Origin of the sequence: Alicyclobacillus hesperidum, from assembly GCF_900107035.1 — a bacterium.
In the GTDB taxonomy this organism is placed as follows: domain Bacteria; phylum Bacillota; class Bacilli; order Alicyclobacillales; family Alicyclobacillaceae; genus Alicyclobacillus; species Alicyclobacillus hesperidum.
This window is the reverse complement of sequence record NZ_FNOJ01000002.1, coordinates 151,875-173,668: the sequence shown is the minus strand read 5'-3', so window position 1 is coordinate 173,668 and position 21,794 is coordinate 151,875. Positions and strand designations below refer to the sequence as shown.

Genomic DNA, 21,794 nt, shown 5'->3' with positions numbered 1-21,794 from the left:
AGGTTGACAAAGGGGGCACGGTATGAACGACGAACGGTATTCGCGGCAAATTCGATTTCGTCCCATCGGGGGCGTGGGACAGGAACGGTTGCGCGCCGCTCGCATCGCAATTGTCGGCATGGGTGCGCTTGGCACTGTGTCAGCAGCCCAATTGGCGCGGGCGGGGATCGGCTATGTGCGCGTGATCGATCGCGATGTTATCGAGCCGTCCAATTTGCAACGGCAGTCGCTGTACACGGAGGCAGACGCTAGGGCGGGGCGACCGAAGGCGATTGCCGCGGCGGAGGCTCTGCGTTCCGCAAACAGCGATATCACGGTCGAGCCGGTGGTCGATGATGTCCATGCCGGGAACGCCGAGTCACTGTTGGCCGATGTCGACGTAATTGTGGATGGATCGGACAATTTTCAGGTGAGATACCTGTTGAACGACGTTGCTGTTAAACACGGCCTGCCTTGGGCGTACGCGGGAGCCGTCAGTTCGCATGGCACGGCGGCGTTTTTCCGGCCTGGGCAAACGCCTTGTTTTGTTTGTTTGCTCGGGCCAGATGCCGGGGGTGGACACGACACATGCGAAACGGTGGGCGTCATTGCACCCGTGGTGGCGATGGTCGCGTCCTATCAGGTCGCCGAGATCCTTAAGTATTTGACAGGCAATCTGGACGCGCTGAGCGACGCCATCTTCCAGGTCGACGTGTGGCAGAATGAGTTTCATCAAACCGCCCTCGGAGAGCCCAGCCTACAGTGTCCGTGTTGCGTAAATCGAGAGTTTCAAGCGTTGGCGGGCAGTAGAGGCGCGTTGACCGTTTCGCTATGTGGCAGGCAGACTGTTCAGGTGCGTCCAACCACCAGCCGCCCATTGTCACTTGACCGACTCGCCGATCGCCTGCGGGCGCTTGGCGAAGTGCGTGTGAATGAACACTTGCTCCGTTGGCAGCAGGGTGAGATTGCCATTAGCGTGTTTCCAGACGGCCGCGCCTTGGTTCATGGCACGGACGATCCTGCCCGGGCCCGCAGTCTGTATGCTCAATACATAGGCATGTGAATTCCGACAAAAACATCCATTTTCATAAAGCGCGACTTCAAATCGGCAACGTAAGTTGCCGACTTTGCGGCTCACATGTCCTGGCGACCGATTGCGTCGATGGTAGAGGTTCGATGTTTGCGCCCAAACTGCGCACCATGGCAGTAGCCTTGGCGATGATCTGGCGCCGGTACCACGGTGGTGCGTATGGCGTCTTGTACAACTTTTCGTACTGCTCCAGCAGGTGCGGGTACGTATGGCGGAGGACGTCGAAGAACCAAGGTTTGACTTCCGGCGCCAGGCGCAGTATGGAAGGCATCACAAAGTGTGCTCCGTGTGCGACAGCCTCCTCGATCACGCTATGCATTTGAGCCTCGTCGTCACTGATATAAGGCAAGATGGGGGCGAGGAAAACGCCAACCGGCAGCTTGTGTTCTGCAAGCTTGCGCACGGTGGCAAGCCTTGTTTTGGGGGCGGGTGTCGCTGGTTCGAATGCCCTCCAAATGTCTCCATCCAGCGTATGAATGCTCAATTGAACGGATTCCAACCGCATTCGTTTCAAAATATCGACATCTCGTAGAATCAAAGGCGATCTCGTAGTGATGGTCGTCCGAATTTGGTATTTTGCAAGTACCTCCAGACAACTTCTCGTGATTTCCCGCTTCGCTTCAATGGATTGATAAGGGTCTGTTGCGGTGCCGATGGCCAGTGTGCCAAACGATGTAGACAGACGTTCAAGATTGCCACCACAGGCCCGCAATTTCGTCTCAAGTTGCCGCTCCAAAGCTTCTGGTATAGCCGCTTTGACCATGACGTGTTTGCGAAATGTATCATCGGCGGCAAATCCAAGGAAGCTGTGCGTGGACCGCGCATAGCAAAATGCGCAACCATGCGAACATCCTCGATATGGATTAAGCGACCACGCGAATGGCATACTAGGTGCTTGCACCCGATGAACCGCCTGTTTCACCGCGATGTCAACGTATTGCGGAGCCTCCAACACGGCGTAACACCCTTCCGCACAAAAGCGAACATATGTTCTGAATAGAAGCTTACACGATGTATAGAGATTGTCAACCGATCTTCTTAAAATCCAAATGGTTCCATAGTGCAAAACCAATCTGTGTATGCTACTGTATATACACCTAGTAAAGAGTCAGACACTCGTAACTGTGAAGATGGGGAGGCTGCAGCGTTGCAGATCGACTTTCATACAGAACAGCTCATTCGCTTGGCGTTGGCCGAGGACATCGGGCGAGGCGATTGCACCACGATGTACACAGTGGATCCGGCGCTACAGGCCCGTGCTGTCGTGTGGGTGAAGGAGCCCAGTCGCATTGCAGGCTTGCCACTCGCTAAACGCGTATTCCACACGGTCGATCCCGCATTGCAATTTACGTACTTGGCTCACGATGGGGATGACCTGGCGGATCGGCAGGCGGTTTGTGAGATTGTTGGCAAGGCATGTTCCATTTTGACCGCAGAGCGGACAGCCTTGAACTTCTTGGCACGGCTGACCGGGATTGCGACAAAGACGCGCGATGCCGCAAATCTGATCGCCGGAACGAAGACTCGGTTGCTCGACACGCGCAAGACGACACCCGGATGGCGCAGCATTGAGAAATACGCGGTGGCGGTTGGCGGCGGCTGCAATCACCGCCATGGCTTGGACGATATGGTTTTGATCAAGGACAACCACATCGCAATGGCCGGTGGTGTACGCGTGGCTATTGAGCGCGCGCGTGCGCATGCGGGCGTTGCACAGAAAATCGAAGTCGAGGTCGATACCTTGGAGCAGTTGGTAGAGGCTCTGGCAGCTGAGCCCGATATGATTCTCCTAGACAACATGTCGACGAGCCAGCTTGCACAGGCCGTTGCCATGTCGGAAGGGCGGGTGACACTCGAGGCATCTGGCAACATGACGTTATCGCGTTTGCCAGAAGTCGCGGCGACAGGGGTGGATTACATTTCGATGGGTGCTTTGACGCACGCGGCACGAAGCATTGATGTGGGCCTCGACATCGAGCCGTTCACGGCTTTGCGAGTGGGGGATCAGCCATGAATCAGGACACGGCGGACATCGTCATCATCGGTGCTGGGCTTGCTGGCATGGCGGCAGCATTGGCGGCCGCGGAACACAGCGATGTCGTCGTGTTAAGCAAGACGGGAATCGCAGGCACCAATTCATATTTTGCGCAAGGTGGCATTGCGGCCAGTGTTCACCCGGCCGATCGCGCGGCTTGGCATATGGAAGACACCTTGGCTGCAGGGGCAGGCTTGTCTGATCCCGCTGCCGTGCGAACGTTGACGGATCTGGCGCCGCAGGCCATCTCATGGTTGGTGGGCACAGGCGTTTCCTTCGATCGCGATAGCAAAGGTCAACTGCGCCTTGGTTTAGAGGGCGGGCATGGTCGTTCGCGGATCGTCCATGCCGATGGCGACGCTACAGGACGCGTGGTCGTACAGTCGCTCGCAGGCGCTTTGGCGGAGAACGGACGTGTGCGAATGAGCACAGGCAGTTTCGTCGAGGCCGTGGTGAAGGACGTTAGCGGTAGGGCCATTGGCGTTGTCGCCAACTGCGATGGCGAGACGACGTTTTGGCGGGCTCGCAAAGCCGTTGTTCTGGCAACCGGAGGAGCTGGACGGTTGTATCCATATTCATCCAATCCACCCGGGGCGATAGGTGAAGGATTGGCTTTGGCGTATCACGCAGGAGCGGTTCTAGGTAATCTCGAATTTATACAGTTTCATCCGACTGTAGTCAACGATGGAAGCCGCGACGCATTGCTCATCTCCGAGGCGGTGCGTGGGGCGGGCGCACAACTTGTCGATGCGTGCGGCAAACCGCTCTTCGCGAACCGCAGCGACAATCTGCGAACGCGCGACGTCGTGGCACGAGAAATTTATCGTGCACAGCGCGAAAGGGGCCCCGTCTTTCTCGATGCGACGGGCGTTTCTCATTTTGACCAGCGGTTTCCAAACATTTCGCGTCGGCTTTCGGAAATCGGGATTGATCCGATCACGTCGCCGATCCCTGTCACGCCCGCAGCGCACTTCATGATGGGTGGCGTGATCGCACGAATGAACGGCGAGACCTCGGTTCCCGGCCTGTTTGCCTTGGGAGAAGTTGCGTGTACCGGGGTTCATGGCGCGAATCGCCTAGCGAGCAATTCGCTTTTGGAGTGCGTCGTCATGGCGAAATTGTTCGCGGAAGCCATGCGCGATGCGCCATGCGCGCCGAGATTGCCCGAGGCCGATGTCGAATCGCGGATTTGTGCCGTCGAATCGGAGGCGGTCTTGTCACAAGTGCAGCAGGCAATGTGGAATGGCGTCGGGATCGAGCGAACGGGTACCGGATTGTTGGCAGCACACCATACATTGCTCGATCTCGCTAGGCAGCGGCCGCAATCGGCAGTTGCGTGCGTGGCATGGTTGATTTCGCAACTGGCCATGGCACGCGAGGAAAGCCGCGGTGCCCACTTTCGGTCGGATTACCCCATGCCAAAGCTCGCCTTTGCGCATAGCAGCGAGATTGCGAAGTCGAGAAGTACAACCATTCGAAGTGAGGAGACGGTATACGGATGGCGATGACAGTCGAACAAGGTACGTTGTTGGAACAAATCCGCGTTTGGAAAGAGAAGCGCAACGCGCTGATCCTTGCTCATAACTACGAGCTGCCCGAGGTGCAGGACGTCGCTGACGTGCTCGGCGATTCGCTGGCATTGGCGCGTGCTGCCGCAAAGACATCGGCAGATGTGATTGTCCTCTGTGGCGTCCACTTCATGGCGGAGACCGCGGCTATTTTAAATCCAGATAAAACGGTACTCCTGCCAGATGCAGAGGCTGGCTGTTCCTTGGCCGATTCGATCACGGCTGATCAATTGCGGGCATGGAAAGCGGAGCACCCGGGTGCGGTGGTTGTCTCGTATGTCAACACATCTGCGGAAGTGAAGGCAGAAAGCGACTACTGTTGCACATCGGCTAACGCAGTCGACGTTGTACGCAGCATTCCTACTGACAAAGAAGTGCTTTTTTGCCCAGACATGTTTCTCGGTTCGTACGTCAAGCGGATGACAGGGCGCGAGAACATGCATATTTGGCTCGGTGAGTGCCACGTCCATGCGGGCATCGCTCCGGCAGATATCGCCGATACCTTGGCTGCGCATCCGCAGGCTGAACTTTTGATCCACCCAGAATGCGGGTGTTCAACTTCCAATATGTATCTACTCGCAGAAGGGCAATTGCCGGCGGATCGCACACATGTGCTATCGACAAGCGGCATGTTGGAGCGAGCGAAAACGTCAGGGCAGGACGAGTTCATCGTGGCCACAGAAGTGGGAATCCTGCATCAAATGGAACGACAGAATCCGCATAAACGGTTCATTCCGGCCAATCGCAAGGCCATTTGTCCGTTCATGAAAATGATCACTTTGGAAAAGGTGCTTGCGTCTCTCGTCGAGATGCGCACGATCATTTCGGTGCCTGTGGAAACGGCGCAGCGGGCGCGCATTGCCCTCGAGCGCATGGTCGAAATCGGCTAAGGCAGATAGCTCGGAAACAAAGCGTGGTGTTTCGCAAGGGCGGGACTGCAAACCTGGTTTGGGTGCGGTTGCGCCCTTTGTGAATGTGCAAGTATGCATTCATATATTTCCTTTGCTTGCTATCACGTGTATGATAGCGAAGGAATCACCAAAATAAGCTTACGGCGAATGGGCGATATGGAGGCGACTATGCAAGCAGCAATACATATAAACCAGTTGGGCTATCGTCCACAGGATCGGAAACGTTTCTATGTAAGCGGTTGCGGAGGTTCGTTTGCCGTCTTCCGGGCGGATGGTAGCGAGGTTTTCGCTGGCGAATTGCAGGCAGTCGGAGATGACAAGGCAACCGGAATGCAGGTGTACATCGGCGACATCAGTGACGTCATCGAAGTCGGCACATATCAACTCACAGTGCCGGGCATAGGACAATCGGTCTCTTTGGCCATTCATCCTGACGTGTATGCCAATCTGCATAAAGGCTTACAGAAGTTTTTCTACTTTCAGCGCTGTGGCGTCGAGTTGTCTGCTGAGCACGCCGGCGAATTCTCGCATGCCGCTTGTCACGTGGAAAAGGCACATGTGTATGCCGAACCATCGCGGCGTATCGACTGTCACGGCGGATGGCATGACGCTGGGGACTACGGGAAATACGTTGTGCCGGCGGCGAAAGCGGTTGCGGATCTGTTGCTCGCCTATGAATTCTATCCGAAGGCATTTATGAGCCCGGTCGGTATCCCAGAGTCGGGAGCCGGCTTGCCTGACGTGCTTAGTGAGGTTCGCTTTGAACTCGAATGGATGTTGCGTATGCAGGATGAGCAGACGGGAGGCGTCTATCACAAGGTCACAACTTATCGGTTCCCTCCTTTGTCAACGATGCCTGAGGACGATCGTGGGGAACTGGTGCTCTCGCCTATTTCATACGCAGCTACTGCGACATTCGCGGCTGCACTTGCCCATGCGGCTCGCATCTATCGGGCGTTTGATGCGGATTTTGCAACCCGATGTTTGAACGCTGCTGCGCGGGCCTACGAATGGTGCACGAGTCATGACGCCGAACCGTTTCACAATCCGGATGGCGTAGCCACAGGCGAGTATGGCGATAAGAAGCTGAGCGATGAACACTACTGGGCAGCGGCTTCGCTTTTGCAAGCGACGGGAGAAGATCGCTATCATCAGGCATGCTTGCAGGCCTTCGCAACTGGAGGGTTTTCCCTGACTGAGCTAGGCTGGGCTGACGTTGGCGGTTACGGCACAATCGCGTATTTGCGGGCGGATCGTGCCGTTACGCAGGCGCAGGTTTGGGAACATCTGCGCAAAGCTTGGCTGACAGAGGCGGATAGGTTGGTCAGCCTTGGTGCATGTACGGCATTTGGCATTCCGCTCGCGGAGCACGATTACATTTGGGGAAGCAACATGGTGTTGTTAAATCGTGGCATGCACTTGCTGATTGCATACGCACTGGAACCTTCCGATCTGTACGTCGACGGAGCTTTACAGACTATTCATTACATGCTGGGCGAAAATGCCTTACAACAGTGCTACGTTTCAGGGTATGGGAGAAAGCCGCTTCTTCATCCTCACCATCGTCCATCGGTGGCTGATGCAGTCGAGGCTCCTGTGCCAGGCATGTTGGCCGGCGGCCCCAATCGCAATTTGCAAGATACAGTAGCTCGCGAGCGTCTGCAGAACCAGCCTGCAGCACGATGTTTTCTCGATCACGAAGAAAGTTATTCGACCAATGAAGTGGCTGTCTACTGGAACTCGCCAGCCGTCTTTGTGGTTTCTCATTTTGTGGGTGTCTGAACGCTCGTTACACGGCCTGTTTTGCCTACCTGCACCAGCTTGTGATTTTGGACTCTTCTTGTCCTGGTTTGTGACCTTCAACAAACCAGGACAAGAAGAGTGAAGAGAAAAGCAATAATTGACGAAATAGACTATTGATTTCGTCCTGCGCCAATTTTATGTTTGAATCATCAACGAATCTGTAAGCACAAATCGATTTGGATTCGATGCGTGCTTGCTGCGTTCGGGCTCACCAAAGACAATAACCACATAAAAGGACTATTGATTTTGGGTTGGGCCGATTTTATGTTGTTGGTAGGAACCGAATCTTTTTGTCCTAGTGCAAATCGATTTGGGTACCTTGGTTCCTAGGCAACGAAGTGGGAATGGGGGGGTTAAGCAGCCAGACCTGGCGATGCAGAAGGAGCCTGACTGAGTACGGGGGTCTATGAAAGCGTTAGCAAAGACAAGTGGTGTGGATAAGGAGTGAATACAATGGGCAAGCGAAAGACAAGGAAATGGCAAATTCCGGTAGCTGTACTCATGGCGAGCGGTGGCCTCGTTGGTTGCGCGACGTCTGTGCATGGTCAAAATAACACGGCGAATAACGCCGGCGGATCGGCATCGGTGCTCGTACACGCGGCTTCCAATGCGGGTGGCTCGGTGACCATCACATATCCGTCACCTCCGGGCATCTCGTCGCTGGATCCTTCGCAATGGGCGGCGCAGATTCTTGTAGACCAGGGTACTATCCTCGAAGGTCTCTACGGGTACAACCAACAAAATCAGATTGTACCGAAGATTGCATCCGGGTATTCTCTGTCCAAGGACGGGCTTACATGGACCATCTATTTGCGTAAGGATGCGCGTTGGTCAAATGGCGATCCCGTCACGGCCCAGGACTTCTACTACGCTTGGATGCGGCAGTTGAATCCGTCCAACTCACAGGCGCAACTTTGGGCAAGCGTTCTGAACAATGTCAAAAATGCGTATCAATATCACTCTGGTGCCGTACCGGCAAGTCAGGTTGGTATCAAGGTTGTAAACAACTATGAATTACAGATTACGACGACCACGCCTCATTATATCTTGGGCGAACTCGCCGTCTCAGGGTCCATGCCGCTTGACCCGAAGATCGTGGATGCGCATCCGACCGATTGGTATTTACCACAGAACTTTGTCGGCGATGGTCCATACATCGTGAAATCGTTTACACCAAACGGCACGATAACCTTGGTTCCGAATCCGAAATATGTCGGTCATCCGGGTGAAGTCAACCACGGCAACGCGAAAGTCATCAACCTGGTTCCGGGTACAACGGTTGCCGTTGAAGATTTCATGGCGGGCAAATTGGATGTCGCGTTAGTAGGTTCTTCGTCGGATTTCCAATATATCAAGACGCACAATCTCAGCAAAGAACTGCATACTGCGCCCGACTATAGCATTGAGTACTTGGAATGGGATCACTCGGCTATTTCGTCGCCGTACTACAATCCAAAGGTTCGTCAAGCGATAGCTATGGCGGTGCAGCGCCAACCCATTGTTCAAGACGTGCTTAACAACATGGGTGGTGTGACAAACAAGTTCGCGACCCCAGGTTGGCCAGCCGAGAAGTACGAGACTGGGTTGCCTGAAAACGTGGCACAGGCCAAGAAACTGCTTGCGGAAGCTGGTTATCCAAACGGCAAGGGTTTGCCCGTGTTGTACTTATATGCTCCGGTACCAGATGTCAACCAACAAGGCGTACCCGTAGCAGAAGCTATTTCTCAAGAGTTGCAACAAAACCTAGGTATTCAAACGAAGATCATCCAGGAAAACCAGACCGATTACAGTGCACTTGTGTGGGAAGGGCCGCTTAAGGGGATTCAACCTGGATTTGTGGTCGCTGCTGGTGCTGTGAACTGGTTCGAACCTGCAAACATGGATATTCAGGCAAGTCAGGGCATCTACTTCCCGGGCGACTATGGATGGACGCCGCAGCAGGTCCAACACGTTCTGCCGTGGTACAACACACCGTATGATCCCACCTCGGTCCAGAAGTACGGAAATCCGCAGAATGCGAATACCGGTGTGAGCTGGAGTGACTGGATCCCACTTCAGAAGGAAGTCGAAAAGGACATTCCTATCATTGAGAAGTGGACGAAGGAACAACCCGCACAGTGGCGCGCTATCCTAAGCCCGCCGGGTACTCCGTCGTTGCAACAGCAGTGGAACTCGATTGTCGCGCAGTGGAAGTCCGCGAAGACTGCTAGCGCAAAGCATGGCGCATATGTCCTTGCGTGGGAGTTTGTTGCGCCTGAGTCGGCCACGACGACACTCGGTGGAACCAATACCGGCGCGCTTGATTTGCAGGTGTATTGGGATACGCAGGAGTCCGCACAAGAGCGCGAATGGCGCATGTGGCAGGCTTATGAGCAGAACAGCATGCAATCGTCTCAAGCTGCCGTTTGGGCAGGTAAACTCGTGACGTCGCTCATGCAGCAGGGATGGGTCATTCCTTTGTACTACAACCAAACCTACTACCTGGAGCGCTCGACTGTGACGGGTGCTCAACCAAACCCGTGGGCATGGGGCAACTTCTATCAATTCCAGTACCTGTCCACGAAGTAAGCGTGGCGTAAAGACGGCCCGTGGGCTTTGCCCACGGGCGCTTCGGAAGGAGGCCGGCGATGTTCTATGCCAAATTTTTCGCCAAGCGCTTTGTGGCTATTGTGATCACGCTCGCGGCTGTGATTGCCATCTCGTATATCATGATGTATTGCTCGCCGGGAGGGTTCATGAACACGACGCAGCTTGCGTCGTCGCTCGCTCCGCTTGCGGCTCAGGATCCGGCTGCCTACCAGAAACTCATGGAGCAGTTTCAGCTCAGGTATGGACTCAATCTTCCACTCTGGCATCAGGTGCTTCTCTACGAGTGGCATACTTTTACACTTAACTTTGGTAATTCAATGCAAAATCCGACGCTTAGCATCATGTCCCAGCTGAAGACGGCTCTGCCTATCAGCGTGATTCTAGCTTTTTCATCGGTGGTTTTGTCGGTAGTTGTGGGCATACCTATGGGTATTATTGCTGCAATTAAGAGAAATACGTGGGTTGATTACTTGGTTACGACTCTTTCTATGTTCGGCCAGGCTATTCCGTCGTTCGTCTTGGCGGTTATCTTCGTATTGCTCTTTGGTGTGGAGTGGCAAAACGTGCTTCCTGTTACAGGATGGGGAACCGTGCCGGAAGCTGTGTTGCCCGTGGTATCGCTCGCTGCAGGAAACATCGGTGTGGTAGCCCGCTACATGCGAGGTAGCCTGATCGAAACCATGCGGCAGGATTTTATTCGCACTGCGAAAGCGAAGGGTGTCAAGTATTGGCCTCTTGTTCTTAAACATGGAGTAAAGAACTCGCTCACCGCGCTCATCACCGTGATAGGTCCTCAGTTTGCATTCTCGGTGGTCGGTGCTGTATGGGTTGAAAACATCTTTGCCATTCCCGGTCTCGGCAAGGTGATTTCGACGGCGTTCACAAACTTTGACTTCCCATTGGCCATCACGGCGGTCTTCATTTTGGGCGCAACCATCATGTTGACGAATTTGGCTGTTGACGTCATATACGCGGTGATGGATCCAAGAGTCAAATTGCAGTGAGTGCCGCGTTGCGCAGGTGACAAAGCCGGGATAGGAGGAATGTTCACGTGGCAATTGCCGTATCACAATCCCAGCAGTCAGTGCGCCGGGCACGGAAGAATTCGCCGATGTACCGCGCGTGGCAGCGATATCGTCGCAATGGTTTTGCGGTGGCCGGACTCGGCTGGGTCATCCTCTTTTTCATAATAGGGATTATCGGCCCTTGGATTGCGCCGTACAGTTATACCTATGCGGATTTTCTACACATGCATTCCGGCCCATCGTGGCAGCACTTGTTCGGTACAGACACGGTGGGGTACGACGTCTTCAGTCAAATCTTGTACAGCGTTCGATACGCGCTTGAGATTGCGCTTGGCGCGACCTGCGTAAGTTTCCTCATTGGCATTGTGCTGGGCTTATGGGCGGGCTTGTCCGGAGGCATCATCGACATGATTGTCATGCGTGCCGTCGATTTCATGTTTGCGTTGCCGTCGTTCTTTTTCGCCCTCATTCTCGTGGTACTGCTCGGCAAGGGCATCTTCCCGATGATTCTCGCCATCGGTGTCCCTGGTTGGGCGGGTTATGCCCGTCTCATTCGTTCGCTGGTCCTCTCCATGCGAAATGGCGAGATGGTGGAAGCGGCTCGCGCCCTGGGAGCGCCGCAGTGGCACATTGCGCGTCGCTACATGTTTCCCAACGTCGTCGGAAGCATGGTGGTGTCACTGGCTTTTGGCATTCCGTACGATTTGACTGCGCAAGCAGGATTGAGCATTGTGGGCATGGGGCTAAATCCACCTATGCCATCGTTTGGTAATATGCTAGCCCAGGCAGGGGCTAATATCCTTGGCTTCCCCTGGTTGCTCTATTTCCCTGCCGGTGTGTTCGCCATCACGCTGCTATCCTTCCTATTTGTAGCCGACGGCTTACAAGAAGCGTTCAATCCGAAAGGAGGCATGTGAGATGGCAGAGGCATTATTGGCAATTGACGATTTACGCGTGCAGTTCGATCGCGGTGAAGACGAGGTGTTCGCCGTCAACGGCGTGAGCTTTTCCATCGCCGAAGGCGAAGCTCTTGGCATCGTGGGCGAAAGCGGATCCGGCAAATCGGTGACCTTGATGTCCGCCCTCGGCCTTATTCGGGAAAACGGAAAGATTATGGCGGGAACTGCAAAGTTTCAGGGGCATGATCTTCTCAAAATGCGCCCCCGGCAATTGGAGGATATTCGCGGGCGCGACATCGGTGTCATCTTTCAGGATCCGATGACGAGTTTGAACCCAGTCATGCGGATTGGCGATCAAATCATGGAATCCATGTTGACACATCAATACGCTGGACGCCGCGAGGCGTTTGAACGCACGTTGCAACTCTTGCATGAAATGGGCATTCCTGAGCCCAAAGCGCGTTTTCGCAATTATCCACATGAGTTTTCAGGAGGAATGCGCCAACGCATTATGATTGCGATCGCGCTCGCTTGTGAACCGCAACTGCTGATTGCGGACGAGCCGACGACGGCACTTGATGTGACCGTTCAAATGCAGATTCTTGCCCTGTTGCAAGAACAACGTAGAAAAAAGCAGATGAGCATTGCGATGATCACGCACGACTTCGGTGTCGCGACCAACTTCTGCGACCGGATCATCGTTCTGTATGCTGGACAGATTATGGAAATGGCAGACACTCGTCAGTTTCTGCTCCAACCCGCTCACCCGTACACGATGGGATTAAAGAATTCCATTATCGAAATAGGCCAGCGCGATCGCCAATTGTCGCCGATTCCTGGCATGGCACCGACGCTCACTGAACCGCCCAAGAGTTGTTCCTTCGCATCGCGTTGCCCGTTTGCCACAGAGCGATGCAGGTCTGAGTTACCGGCACTGCGGGAAATCAGTCCCAATCACCATGTCGCATGCCATCGTGCGGAGGAGGTCCTCGCTCATGCCATCTAGTCCATTGCTGCAAGTTGAGGAAGTATCCAAGCGGTTTCGCGTGCAAGGTCGAGAACTGCATGCGGTTGAAAAAGTGTCGTTCCAGCTGGACGCGGGCAAGACGATGGGACTCGTCGGCGAAAGTGGTTCAGGCAAATCGACGCTTGGACGGTTAGTGCTTCGCCTGCTCGATGCCAACGAGGGGCGTATCGTCTTTAACGGCCAGGACATCACAAAGCTGTCGCCGAAACAGATGCGCCCTTTGCGCCGAGATATGCAGATTATCTTTCAGGATCCGCAAGCTAGCATGAGTCCACGCATGACGATAGGCGCTGCAATTGAGGACGCAATGGCGATTCACAATATCGGAACCAAGGCAGAGCGGCAAAAGCGCGTCGACGAACTGCTTGAACGCGTTGGCTTGTCAACCGTGGTGAAGTACGCGTTTCCTCATGAGTTGTCAGGTGGCCAGTTGCAACGCGTTGGCATCGCCCGTGCGCTTTCGTTAAATCCGAAGCTGGTTATATGCGACGAACCCATCTCGGCGTTGGACGTGTCGATTCAGGTTCAGGTCATTCAATTGTTGCAAGAACTGCAAAAGGACTTCAATCTGACGTACATCTTCATTTCGCACAATCTGGCCGTAGTCGAATACCTCAGTGACCAAGTAGCCGTGTTGTATCTCGGTGAAGTGGTGGAACAGGGTCCGGCCGAAGAGTTGTTCGCCAACCCGACGCATCCTTATACCCAGGTGTTGCTGCAGTCCATTTTGAAGATGCCAGAAGACGCGGACAAACGCCAGGCGCTGACATCGATTCAGGGCGAAATACCGTCGCCATTTAACCCGCCCAGCGGATGCACATTCCATCCGCGTTGTCCCTTTGCAACTGACGTTTGTCGTCAAAAGAAACCAGAGCGTAAATTGGTTGGCAGTCAGCACTCGGTCACATGTCACTTGGCAAACTGAAGAAGCAGGCAAAGCCCGGCGGCATATGCGGCCGGGTTTTTGCATCGCCACGAATCCTACACATTGCGTTCTTGCAGCCAGGTTGGCCAATCGATCTCGTCCAAAGACGATACATGGCTGCAATTTTCGGGGAACGGAAGCTCACAAGTGACGGCGTTTGGAATACATAGCACATGCATTCCGGCACGCACGGCCGCGAGGGCGCCGTTCGGAGAATCTTCAATGGCAACAGCCTCATCTGGCTTTAGTCCCAGGCAGGCAAGGGTGAGTTCGTAGAGGGCTGGGTCAGGTTTGACGCGTTTGACATCATCTGCGGTGCGGATGCAATCGAAGGCATCCGCGATGCCCAGACGTTCGAGAAACGGATCGAGCCATGCCCGATGTGAACTCGTTGCAAGACCAATGCAGAGACCCAGTGTACGAGCCGTTTCTATGGTTTTCTTCACTCCGGGTCGTAAGCTTTTTTCACGCATAAGCTCATTGTGACGGCGCTGAATAAACTGCTCGATCTCGCTTTTGGTGATGGGTATTTCTGCAGATGCGATCAGGTGTGCGACTGGGTCGAATGCGTCATTGCTTGTCCCGATACACTGTGCATACAAGGAAAGTGGAAGTTCTACCCGATGTTGCTGGTAGAGATCGCAAAAGGCGGTGTACCAGGCAGATTCGGTGTCGATCAAAGTTCCATCGAAGTCGAACACGATGCCTCGAATCATGGACATAGGCTCCTTTAAGCTGAGGGCACGGGGACAATTGCCATCGGTATTTGACGTCATTTACGAACGTAGCACGCTATGCTGAGAGAAGCAATGTTTTCGGATTCTTGCGTCACCGTTTACAATATGAAAATCACATGCACGCTTTCGAGAGGGTGATCTCATGAGGTATCGCCAAATTGGAAATAGTGGGCTACGCGTCAGTGAAGTGGGCCTCGGCAGTTGGTTGACATACGGAAACGCTACGGAGCGCGAAACGGCTATCGCCTGTATCGATCGCGCCTATGAACTCGGTATCAACTTTTTTGATACGGCCAACGCATACAACCGTGGTCAAGCCGAGTTGGTCGTTGGTGAAGCATTGCGGAAATATCCGAGAGCGTCGTATGTCCTTGCGACGAAAGTATACTTTCCCATGGGAGATGGGCCTAACGACCGCGGCCTGTCGCGTAAACACATCATCGAACAGTGTGAGGCGAGTTTACAACGGTTAGGTGTCGATTACATCGATCTATATCAGTGCCATCGCTTCGATCCCACCGTTTCGTTGGAAGAGACACTGTATGCGTTGGACGATCTGATTCGAGCAGGCAAAATTTTGTATGCAGGCGTCAGCGAATGGTCGGCGGCCCAAATTGGACAAGCCATTGCAATAGCCGATAAACGCAATCTCCACCCGATTATTTCGAACCAACCGATTTATAATATGCTCGTCCGCTATATCGAGAAGGAAGTCATGCCGACCTGTGCACAATTAGGCGTCGGGCAGGTTGTGTTTTCACCGCTAGCGCAAGGCGTTCTCACCGGTAAGTACCGTCCAGGTAGTCAAGTGCCTAGTGAAAGCCGGGCTGCAAATGATCATACAAATCACTGGATTCGTAGTTATTTGCGCGACGATGTGCTGACGTGTGTGGTTAAACTGGAGAACATCGCAAAGTCGCTGGGGGCCTCGTTGTCGCAATTGGCGATTGCCTGGACATTGCGCCAGCAAAACGTTGCATCGGCGATCATTGGGGCAAGCCGAATCGCGCAGGTGGAAGAGAACGTCAAGGCGGTGGAGTTAGAGTTGACACCGGATACCTTGCGTGAGATTGATGAAGTCCTGCACGAAATCGAGGGATTCGTGCCGATTTGGTGATACAGTTCTGTACAACAGGCGCCCGTGAGTCGTGCGGGCGCCTGTTATCGTGTCTACGGTCTGACTTGGGCGGTTTGTCGGTTTGCAAATAGTGCGTACAGAACAAACGCGACAACGAAGCTCACATAGTAGGAGATGTCGCCGATTTGCGGATAGTGTTTCGCAAAGTATCCGGTATACATGACTTGGTTGAAGAAGGGTATGGAACAGGCAAAACCAATTAGAAATGCCCAAAACCCTACACGCAGCGGCCGGTTCTTATCGTAAAAATCGTCAATCTCATCCCGGTGGCGGCGGACGAGCAGGTAATCGCCAATGACGACGGCGGCCCAGGGGCTGATCCAGTATGCAAGAACAAACAAGAAGTTGCTATAATTTTGGTAGTAACCAGACTGGCCGCCGACGTACGACAGAATGCCGCCCAGGATGCCAACCAAGAGTGCCGCAACCCAACGCTTCGGTGCAACTGCCCGAACAATGCCCACGTCGATGGAAAGGAGTGAGATGGATCCCGAGTAGATGTTGATGACGTTTGCGGTGATGGTTCCGAGAATGATCGCCAGCATGGTCACAATGGCGAGTGGGTGTGGCAGGATGCCAGACACCAGGTCGGTCGGCTTGCTGACGGATGTGAAAGTCGATAGCCCTGTACCGAGCAACTCGAGCCAAACTGCCGGAATGACGTTGCCCCAAAACGCAGCGGCGAAAGCCTTCGTTGATTTCGTATCCCGCGGGAAGTAACGGCTATAGTCTGAACTGTAGGTCATCCATCCCATCATGTAGGAGAGCGAGATCGCAATTGACAAAATCATGGAACCGGAAGTGCCAGAGAACGCGGAAGCATGCGGATTCTCCGCGATGTTGAAATGAATATGTGGAAACGCATAAACGCTGACCAAAATAAAGATGACCAGCAAAATCAGTACTGCTACGCGTTCGACCCAGTGAATCATGTTGTGCCCGTAAATACTGATAATGGCTTGCAGGATGATCATAATGATCAGGTTTGGTAGGAAGCCGATGGGTAGTAACCACTGCAAGGCGTAGACGCCGAGAACCGTGTTGACCGTGTACCAGCCGATCCCACAGAGGAAATTGAGTATTCCAGGCAAAAAATTGCCGAAGTAGCCGAATGCAGCTCGCGACTGAATCAGTTGTGGCAAGCCCCAACGATAGCCGAATGTCGTGAGGAAACCGATGGCGAGTGCACCCACGACCGTACCTATGACAATGGCAACGGCTGCTTGCCAAAACGACAGTCCGAATACGCCAACGCCAAGAACTCCGGTCGTCAATGTGGCAAACTCCAGGTTTGCGCTGAACCAGAGTGTGAACAAGCTGCTGACCCGGCCGTGACGCTCTGATTGGGGAATCGGATCGATTCCATGTGGCTCGACATGTAATACCTCCGAGCCGTAGGTATCAGATGTATCCGCGTACGACATGTGGAAACGCCTCCTTACCATTCTGTCTTTATTCCAACTCATTCAATCGTTGGACGCTGTTACTATGACAATGCCCGTACGAGTCGTCAATATCGGATGGTAATCAATCTGACGTCGAGGCCAAATTTCGTGTTGGTCAAACGCGTCGGCCAAAGTATGTTTTCCGGTTGCCGCAGGCCTTATGTAGATATCTGGGGAGGGTGGCATTTGTGGTTAGCTTGTGCGCAGTGTTAGGATGAGCTGGACAAAGTCTCTCTGTACGGAGGAGGTGGCCGCATGTCTGACGTCTGGATTTCGGATGTTCGTATCATGGGGCGCGAAGGGAATTTTGATATCGGCGTTCAGGGTGGTCATATTGCGGAGATTGTGACCGCAGGAACGCGAACATACAGCGGTCAGGTGATAGAAGGCAGGGGACTGCTTGCCATGCCGCCGTTTGTCGAGCCGCATATCCACCTGGATTCCGTGTTGACGGCGGGACAACCGCGTTGGAATGAAAGTGGCACCCTGTTTGAAGGCATTCAGCGCTGGAGCGAGCGCAAGCCGTACTTGACAAGAGAGGACGTACTGACGAGAGTCGACGAGGCTTTGCAGTGGATGATGGCACAAGGCACGTTGCACATTCGCACACATGTCGATGTGACGGATCCGACCTTGACTGCGTTGCAGGCCTTGCTGGAGTTGCGGGAGAAGGTCCGCGGTGTTGTCGATATCCAAATCGTCGCGTTTCCCCAGGAGGGCATCTATTCGTATCAGAATGGTCGCGGACTCGAACTTTTGGAAGAAGCCCTGCGCTTAGGTGCGGATGTCGTTGGTGCCATTCCGCACTACGAATATACGCGAGAGTACGGCGTTCGCTCGATCGACGCGTGTTTCGATCTCGCCGAAAAATATGATCGCTTGGTGGACGTGCACTGTGACGAGATCGACGACGAGCAGTCGCGGTTTGTCGAGGTCCTTGCGACACGAGCGTTGGAGCGGGGCATGGGCCAACGCGTCACGGCAAGTCACACGACGGCCATGGGCAGCTACAACGACGCATACGCCTATAAATTGTTCGGACTTCTGCGCAAGGCAGATATCCATTTTATTGCCAATCCACTAATCAATATTACACTACAGGGGCGTTTTGACAGTTATCCGAAACGGCGCGGATTTACGCGTGTAAAAGAGTTATGGCAGGCGGGCATCAATGTGTGCCTTGGCCACGACGATATCATGGATCCATGGTACTCGTTTGGTACTGGAAGCATGCTTCAGGTAGCACACATGGCTATGCATGTCGGGCAGATGACTGGGCGTCAAGAGGCTATGGCCTGTGTCGATATGGTGACGTATCGATCCGCGAAGACGTTGCAGATTGAGGACCGGTATGGCATTGAGGTCGGGAAGCCTGCGTCGTTGTTGCTCGTCGATGCGGATGACAAGTGGGATCTCCTGCGGCGCATGCCACCTGCCGAGCTCGTCATGAGTCATGGCATGGTGGTGGCGAAAACGGATCCGGTCAAGCGCCGCGTATATTGGACGTCGCGCGATGGGGTGGTTGGAGAAGGCGGATATGGTGTCGACTTTCGTATGCATACTGGATCGCCAGTGTCGGCATCAGAACCTAGAGTTTGACGTTCACATGTGAAAACGGCAGGAAACCCGATAACCGAGTTTGCTGGAGCTGTGGCTTTCGGCAGACTCGGTTTTTATACGAAGTCTCACCCTACGTGATGTAAAGTTTATTGCAATAAATACTCGAAAAACCCCCTTACTCATCCGTTTGGTAAAACGTTATTTTCATTTATGTTAGAAAACATTACATAATTCGTTGACACCACCCCGCCTTCTATGTAATGTTATGAAAAAATTCAGGATAAGGAGTGGAGACGGAGATGAAGACGCGGCTTGGGTCAAAATGGCCTTGGATTCTATCCGCATGCTTGGGCATCATTCTGTTCCCAAGCACCAGTTTTGCTGCCACTACGACGCCCATCAACTCGGGTGACACTGCTTGGATTCTCGCATCCTCCGCACTCGTATTGCTCATGACGCCCGGCTTGGCATTTTTCTACGGTGGCCTCGTTCGCACCAAAAACGTGATTACGACGATGCTACAGGTTGTATCCGTCATCCTGGTGGTTTCATTGCAGTGGGTTGTTATTGGCTATAGCCTGGCTTTTGGGCCGGATGTCCACCACATCATCGGCAACCTAAGCTGGTTTATGATGCGGGGGGTCGGCGCCGCTCCAGACTCCGACTATGCTAGTACCATCCCGAATATGGTATTCAGTATTTTCCAGATGATGTTCGCCATCATCACACCGGCGCTCATTGTCGGCGGCTTGGCAGAGCGCGTCAAGTTCGCATCGTTTGTCGTCTTTATTGTCCTATGGGCAACCATCATTTACGATCCGCTGGCGCACTGGGTGTGGGGCGCAGGTGGCTGGTTGCACACGCTCGGCGTATTGGATTTTGCAGGAGGGACTGTCGTCCACATCTCGTCGGGTGTTGCGGGGCTGGTGGCCGCTTTGTATCTCGGCCGTCGTGCAGAACATGGGTCGGGGGAGATTAAAGCGCACAATGTGCCGTTCGTCTTGCTTGGTACTGCACTTCTATGGTTCGGCTGGTTCGGTTTTAACGCAGGCAGTGCTCTTGCCGCCAACTATCTGTCGGCCGAGGCGTTTCTTGCGACGAATACCGCCACAGCCGCGGCTGCGGTCGGTTGGATGATTGCCGAGAAACTGCGCACCGGTCATGTTACACTCGTTGGTGCTTGCGCCGGAGCTGTCGCAGGGCTGGTCGCAATCACTCCGGCAGCCGGTTTCGTCTCACCCGGCTGGTCGATTGTACTCGGACTTCTTGGCGGCGCGATTTGTTATCTTGCCTCGACGTTTATGAAGTCGAAATTAGGCTACGACGACGCTCTGGACGCGTTCGGTGGCCACGGCATCGGCGGCACATGGGGGGCGCTCGCGACCGGCATATTTGCCTCGACCACCGTGAATTCGGCGGGTGCCAATGGGTTGATCCATGGCAATGCGCATCAGGTGATGCTGCAGTTGACGGGAATCGTTGCGACCTGGCTGTTCTCCGGTATTGGCACGTTCATTCTACTTTGGGTGGTCGACAAACTCATAGACATTCGGGTGACCAAGGAAGAGGAGATCATGGGTCTCGATCTCGCCTTACACCGCGAGTCGGCATACCCGGAGACTTTGACCGCGAGCGAACTGCCAAAATATTTCGGAGCCTCTGGCCAAACGTTCGGGCATGATTCGTAACGGTGCAGAGGGCTGACCGCTCACATTCAGAGATACTGCTCGTGCTCCCAAGCATGAACCGTTCTGCTGTACGCCTCCCACTCGGCGGCTTTCGCACCGACGTAATGGGTGACCGCGTGTTCTCCGAGGCAAGCGCGGATGGTTTCGTCTTCTTCCAGGAAGGCTAGCGCATCTTCGAGATTGATTGGGAGGCGTGGGATGGAACGCAAAAAACGTTCTTCCGCCGTCATGGCCGTTGCCGACTGGAACAGCGCAGGGGGCGCGGTCAGGCGGCGGCGGACGCCGTCCGTCCCGGCGGCAATGGCTGCGGCGAATGCCAGGTAGGGATTGCAGCTCGGATCAGGGGACCGGAGTTCAATCGATACGGCGCCGTTGGCGTCCATCGCGGCTCGCACGAACGGCATCGGATGCCGCGTCGACCAAAATGCGTAGATCGGTGCTTCGGATCCCGGTTGCAGCCGTTTGTAGCTGTTGACCAGGGGATTGGCGATCGCGGTGAGCGCCGCGGCGTGATCAATTAGGCCTGCGATAAAACTGCTACCGCAACCAACGGTACCGTCGCAGAGCACATCTCGAAAATCATCCATACCGGCCCGTTTCGCTTGAAAGCGCACGTGGAGACCAGAACCGGCAAAACTGGCAAAGGGCTTTGGCATCCACGACACGTACAGGCCGTGTTCCCGCGCGACGGTGCGCATCGCGATTTTGGCTGTGACCAGTGCGTCTGCCGCCTGCACGACCGGTAGCGGCGCGATGTCGATTTCGTGTTGGCACGGCGCGGTCTCATGGTGCGTGCCGAAGAGCGGGATGCCGAGCTTCGCCAGTGCGTTTGCCATGTCAAGGCGACAGCGAGCAGCAGCCTGCTCTTGGTCGTTACCGAAGTAGCCAGCGCGATCGTCCACGACGAGAACGGGTTGGCTGTCGTTGTCGAGCGGGAACAGGAAAAATTCCAATTCGCTCGCGAGCGACAAAGTTTCGAAACCGCACGCTTGCGCGTCGGCGACGGCGCGTTTCAGGATGGCCCGCGGATCGCCCGCAAAAGGAGAGCCATCAGGTAGTTTGATGTCGCAAATCATCCGAGCAAGTGGGCGGCCGGTTTCGTCCAGCCAGGGCAGCAGGACCCAAGTACCCGTGTCGGGGCACAGGTACATGTCAGATTCCTCGACGCGGGCAAAGCCGTGAATCGACGAACCGTCAAACAGCACGCCTTCTGTACACGCTTGCGCAAGACTGGCGACAGGTATTTCGACCGTTTTGACCGTACCGAACAGATCCGCGAATTGCAGGCGGACAAAGCGGACACCTGCCGCTTGCGCCAGGGATGTCAGGTCGTCCGCAGTTGTCTGGCGTTTCATCTTCGATTCCTCCGCGCCTG

General features: G+C 54.5%; 17 protein-coding genes. 13 read left to right on the top strand and 4 right to left on the bottom strand.

Translation table 11 applies throughout. From position 1 onward, the window contains the following. Nucleotides 1–22 precede the first annotated feature (22 nt). Nucleotides 23–1,042, top strand: coding sequence for a ThiF family adenylyltransferase (locus BLU70_RS02030; protein ID WP_006448295.1), 1,020 nt, complete (start codon nt 23–25; stop codon nt 1,040–1,042). Nucleotides 1,043–1,079: 37 nt separating this feature from the next. Here the strand turns inward: BLU70_RS02030 and BLU70_RS02025 are convergent, their stop codons facing one another. Beyond that, nucleotides 1,080–2,024: an SPL family radical SAM protein gene (locus tag BLU70_RS02025; RefSeq protein WP_244885079.1), complete on the bottom strand. Its 945-nt coding sequence runs from the start codon at nt 2,022–2,024 to the stop codon at nt 1,080–1,082. 192 nt (nt 2,025–2,216) lie between these two features. Here BLU70_RS02025 and nadC point away from each other — a divergent pair, with 192 nt between their 5' ends. From nadC to BLU70_RS01980, 9 genes are all read left to right on the top strand, one after another. Beyond that, a complete protein-coding gene (gene nadC, locus BLU70_RS02020) occupies nt 2,217–3,083 on the top strand; it encodes a carboxylating nicotinate-nucleotide diphosphorylase (RefSeq protein WP_074691534.1) in 867 nt (288 codons plus the stop codon). Next, a complete protein-coding gene (gene nadB / locus BLU70_RS02015) occupies nt 3,080–4,612 on the top strand; it encodes an L-aspartate oxidase (protein WP_006447126.1) in 1,533 nt (510 codons plus the stop codon). Before nadC ends, nadB begins: the two co-directional genes overlap by 4 nt. Then, nucleotides 4,603–5,562, top strand: a complete 960-nt coding sequence (gene nadA, locus BLU70_RS02010) for a quinolinate synthase NadA (protein WP_244885078.1) — start codon at nt 4,603–4,605, stop codon at nt 5,560–5,562. Before nadB ends, nadA begins: the two co-directional genes overlap by 10 nt. A gap of 189 nt (nt 5,563–5,751) precedes the next feature. Then, nucleotides 5,752–7,365, top strand: a complete 1,614-nt coding sequence (locus BLU70_RS02005) for a glycoside hydrolase family 9 protein (RefSeq protein WP_244885077.1) — start codon at nt 5,752–5,754, stop codon at nt 7,363–7,365. A gap of 474 nt (nt 7,366–7,839) precedes the next feature. Beyond that, the gene (locus BLU70_RS02000) at nt 7,840–9,954 is read left to right on the top strand and encodes a peptide ABC transporter substrate-binding protein (protein WP_074691532.1); all 2,115 of its coding nucleotides are present in this window, start codon (nt 7,840–7,842) and stop codon (nt 9,952–9,954) included. A gap of 59 nt (nt 9,955–10,013) precedes the next feature. Next, nucleotides 10,014–10,979 carry an ABC transporter permease gene (locus BLU70_RS01995; protein ID WP_074691530.1) on the top strand — a complete coding sequence of 322 codons (966 nt, stop codon included), beginning with the start codon at nt 10,014–10,016 and terminating at the stop codon, nt 10,977–10,979. 47 nt (nt 10,980–11,026) lie between these two features. Further along, nucleotides 11,027–11,917, top strand: coding sequence for an ABC transporter permease (locus tag BLU70_RS01990; RefSeq protein WP_232302132.1), 891 nt, complete (start codon nt 11,027–11,029; stop codon nt 11,915–11,917). 1 nt (nt 11,918) lies between these two features. Further along, nucleotides 11,919–12,905 (top strand): ABC transporter ATP-binding protein, encoded by a 987-nt coding sequence (locus tag BLU70_RS01985; RefSeq protein ID WP_074691528.1) that lies wholly within the window; start codon nt 11,919–11,921, stop codon nt 12,903–12,905. Next, a complete protein-coding gene (locus BLU70_RS01980) occupies nt 12,895–13,851 on the top strand; it encodes an ABC transporter ATP-binding protein (RefSeq protein WP_040289575.1) in 957 nt (318 codons plus the stop codon). The genes BLU70_RS01985 and BLU70_RS01980 overlap by 11 nt, the downstream gene beginning before the upstream one ends. 56 nt (nt 13,852–13,907) lie before the next feature. On the opposite strand, the gene BLU70_RS01975 is transcribed toward BLU70_RS01980, so the two are convergent. After that, complete coding sequence (locus BLU70_RS01975) at nt 13,908–14,567, bottom strand: HAD family hydrolase (RefSeq protein ID WP_074691526.1); 660 nt, start codon at nt 14,565–14,567, stop codon at nt 13,908–13,910. A 163-nt stretch (nt 14,568–14,730) separates the two neighbouring features. Between BLU70_RS01975 and BLU70_RS01970 the strand changes: the two genes are divergently transcribed. After that, nucleotides 14,731–15,705, top strand: a complete 975-nt coding sequence (locus tag BLU70_RS01970; RefSeq protein WP_074691524.1) for an aldo/keto reductase family protein — start codon at nt 14,731–14,733, stop codon at nt 15,703–15,705. A 53-nt stretch (nt 15,706–15,758) separates the two neighbouring features. Here BLU70_RS01970 and BLU70_RS01965 read toward each other — a convergent pair whose 3' ends face one another. Further along, on the bottom strand, nt 15,759–17,150 hold the full coding sequence (locus BLU70_RS01965; protein ID WP_074691522.1) for a purine-cytosine permease family protein: 1,392 nt from the start codon (nt 17,148–17,150) through the stop codon (nt 15,759–15,761). Between the two features lie 276 nt (nt 17,151–17,426). Between BLU70_RS01965 and codA the strand changes: the two genes are divergently transcribed. Continuing rightward, nucleotides 17,427–18,770 carry a cytosine deaminase gene (gene codA, locus BLU70_RS01960; RefSeq protein WP_074691520.1) on the top strand — a complete coding sequence of 448 codons (1,344 nt, stop codon included), beginning with the start codon at nt 17,427–17,429 and terminating at the stop codon, nt 18,768–18,770. 359 nt (nt 18,771–19,129) lie between these two features. Continuing rightward, nucleotides 19,130–20,419, top strand: a complete 1,290-nt coding sequence (locus tag BLU70_RS01955) for an ammonium transporter (protein ID WP_218129478.1) — start codon at nt 19,130–19,132, stop codon at nt 20,417–20,419. A 26-nt stretch (nt 20,420–20,445) separates the two neighbouring features. Here the strand turns inward: BLU70_RS01955 and BLU70_RS01950 are convergent, their stop codons facing one another. Continuing rightward, nucleotides 20,446–21,774 (bottom strand): glutamine synthetase family protein, encoded by a 1,329-nt coding sequence (locus tag BLU70_RS01950; protein WP_074691516.1) that lies wholly within the window; start codon nt 21,772–21,774, stop codon nt 20,446–20,448. Between the last annotated feature and the right edge of the window lie 20 nt (nt 21,775–21,794).

Excerpts from the sequence above, each read along its gene's own strand:
- BLU70_RS01980 (WP_040289575.1), top strand. The coding sequence starts at position 12,895 with ATGCCATCTAGTCCATTGCTGCAAGTTGAGGAAGTATCCAAGCGGTTT.
- codA (WP_074691520.1), top strand. The coding sequence starts at position 17,427 with ATGTCTGACGTCTGGATTTCGGATGTTCGTATCATGGGGCGCGAAGGG.
- nadA (WP_244885078.1), top strand. The coding sequence starts at position 4,603 with ATGGCGATGACAGTCGAACAAGGTACGTTGTTGGAACAAATCCGCGTT.
- BLU70_RS01985 (WP_074691528.1), top strand. The coding sequence starts at position 11,919 with ATGGCAGAGGCATTATTGGCAATTGACGATTTACGCGTGCAGTTCGAT.
- BLU70_RS02000 (WP_074691532.1), top strand. The coding sequence starts at position 7,840 with ATGGGCAAGCGAAAGACAAGGAAATGGCAAATTCCGGTAGCTGTACTC.
- BLU70_RS01970 (WP_074691524.1), top strand. The coding sequence starts at position 14,731 with ATGAGGTATCGCCAAATTGGAAATAGTGGGCTACGCGTCAGTGAAGTG.
- BLU70_RS01995 (WP_074691530.1), top strand. The coding sequence starts at position 10,014 with ATGTTCTATGCCAAATTTTTCGCCAAGCGCTTTGTGGCTATTGTGATC.
- BLU70_RS01965 (WP_074691522.1), bottom strand. The coding sequence starts at position 17,150 with ATGTCGTACGCGGATACATCTGATACCTACGGCTCGGAGGTATTACAT.
- BLU70_RS01975 (WP_074691526.1), bottom strand. The coding sequence starts at position 14,567 with ATGATTCGAGGCATCGTGTTCGACTTCGATGGAACTTTGATCGACACC.
- BLU70_RS01950 (WP_074691516.1), bottom strand. The coding sequence starts at position 21,774 with ATGAAACGCCAGACAACTGCGGACGACCTGACATCCCTGGCGCAAGCG.
- nadB (WP_006447126.1), top strand. The coding sequence starts at position 3,080 with ATGAATCAGGACACGGCGGACATCGTCATCATCGGTGCTGGGCTTGCT.
- BLU70_RS02005 (WP_244885077.1), top strand. The coding sequence starts at position 5,752 with ATGCAAGCAGCAATACATATAAACCAGTTGGGCTATCGTCCACAGGAT.
- BLU70_RS02030 (WP_006448295.1), top strand. The coding sequence starts at position 23 with ATGAACGACGAACGGTATTCGCGGCAAATTCGATTTCGTCCCATCGGG.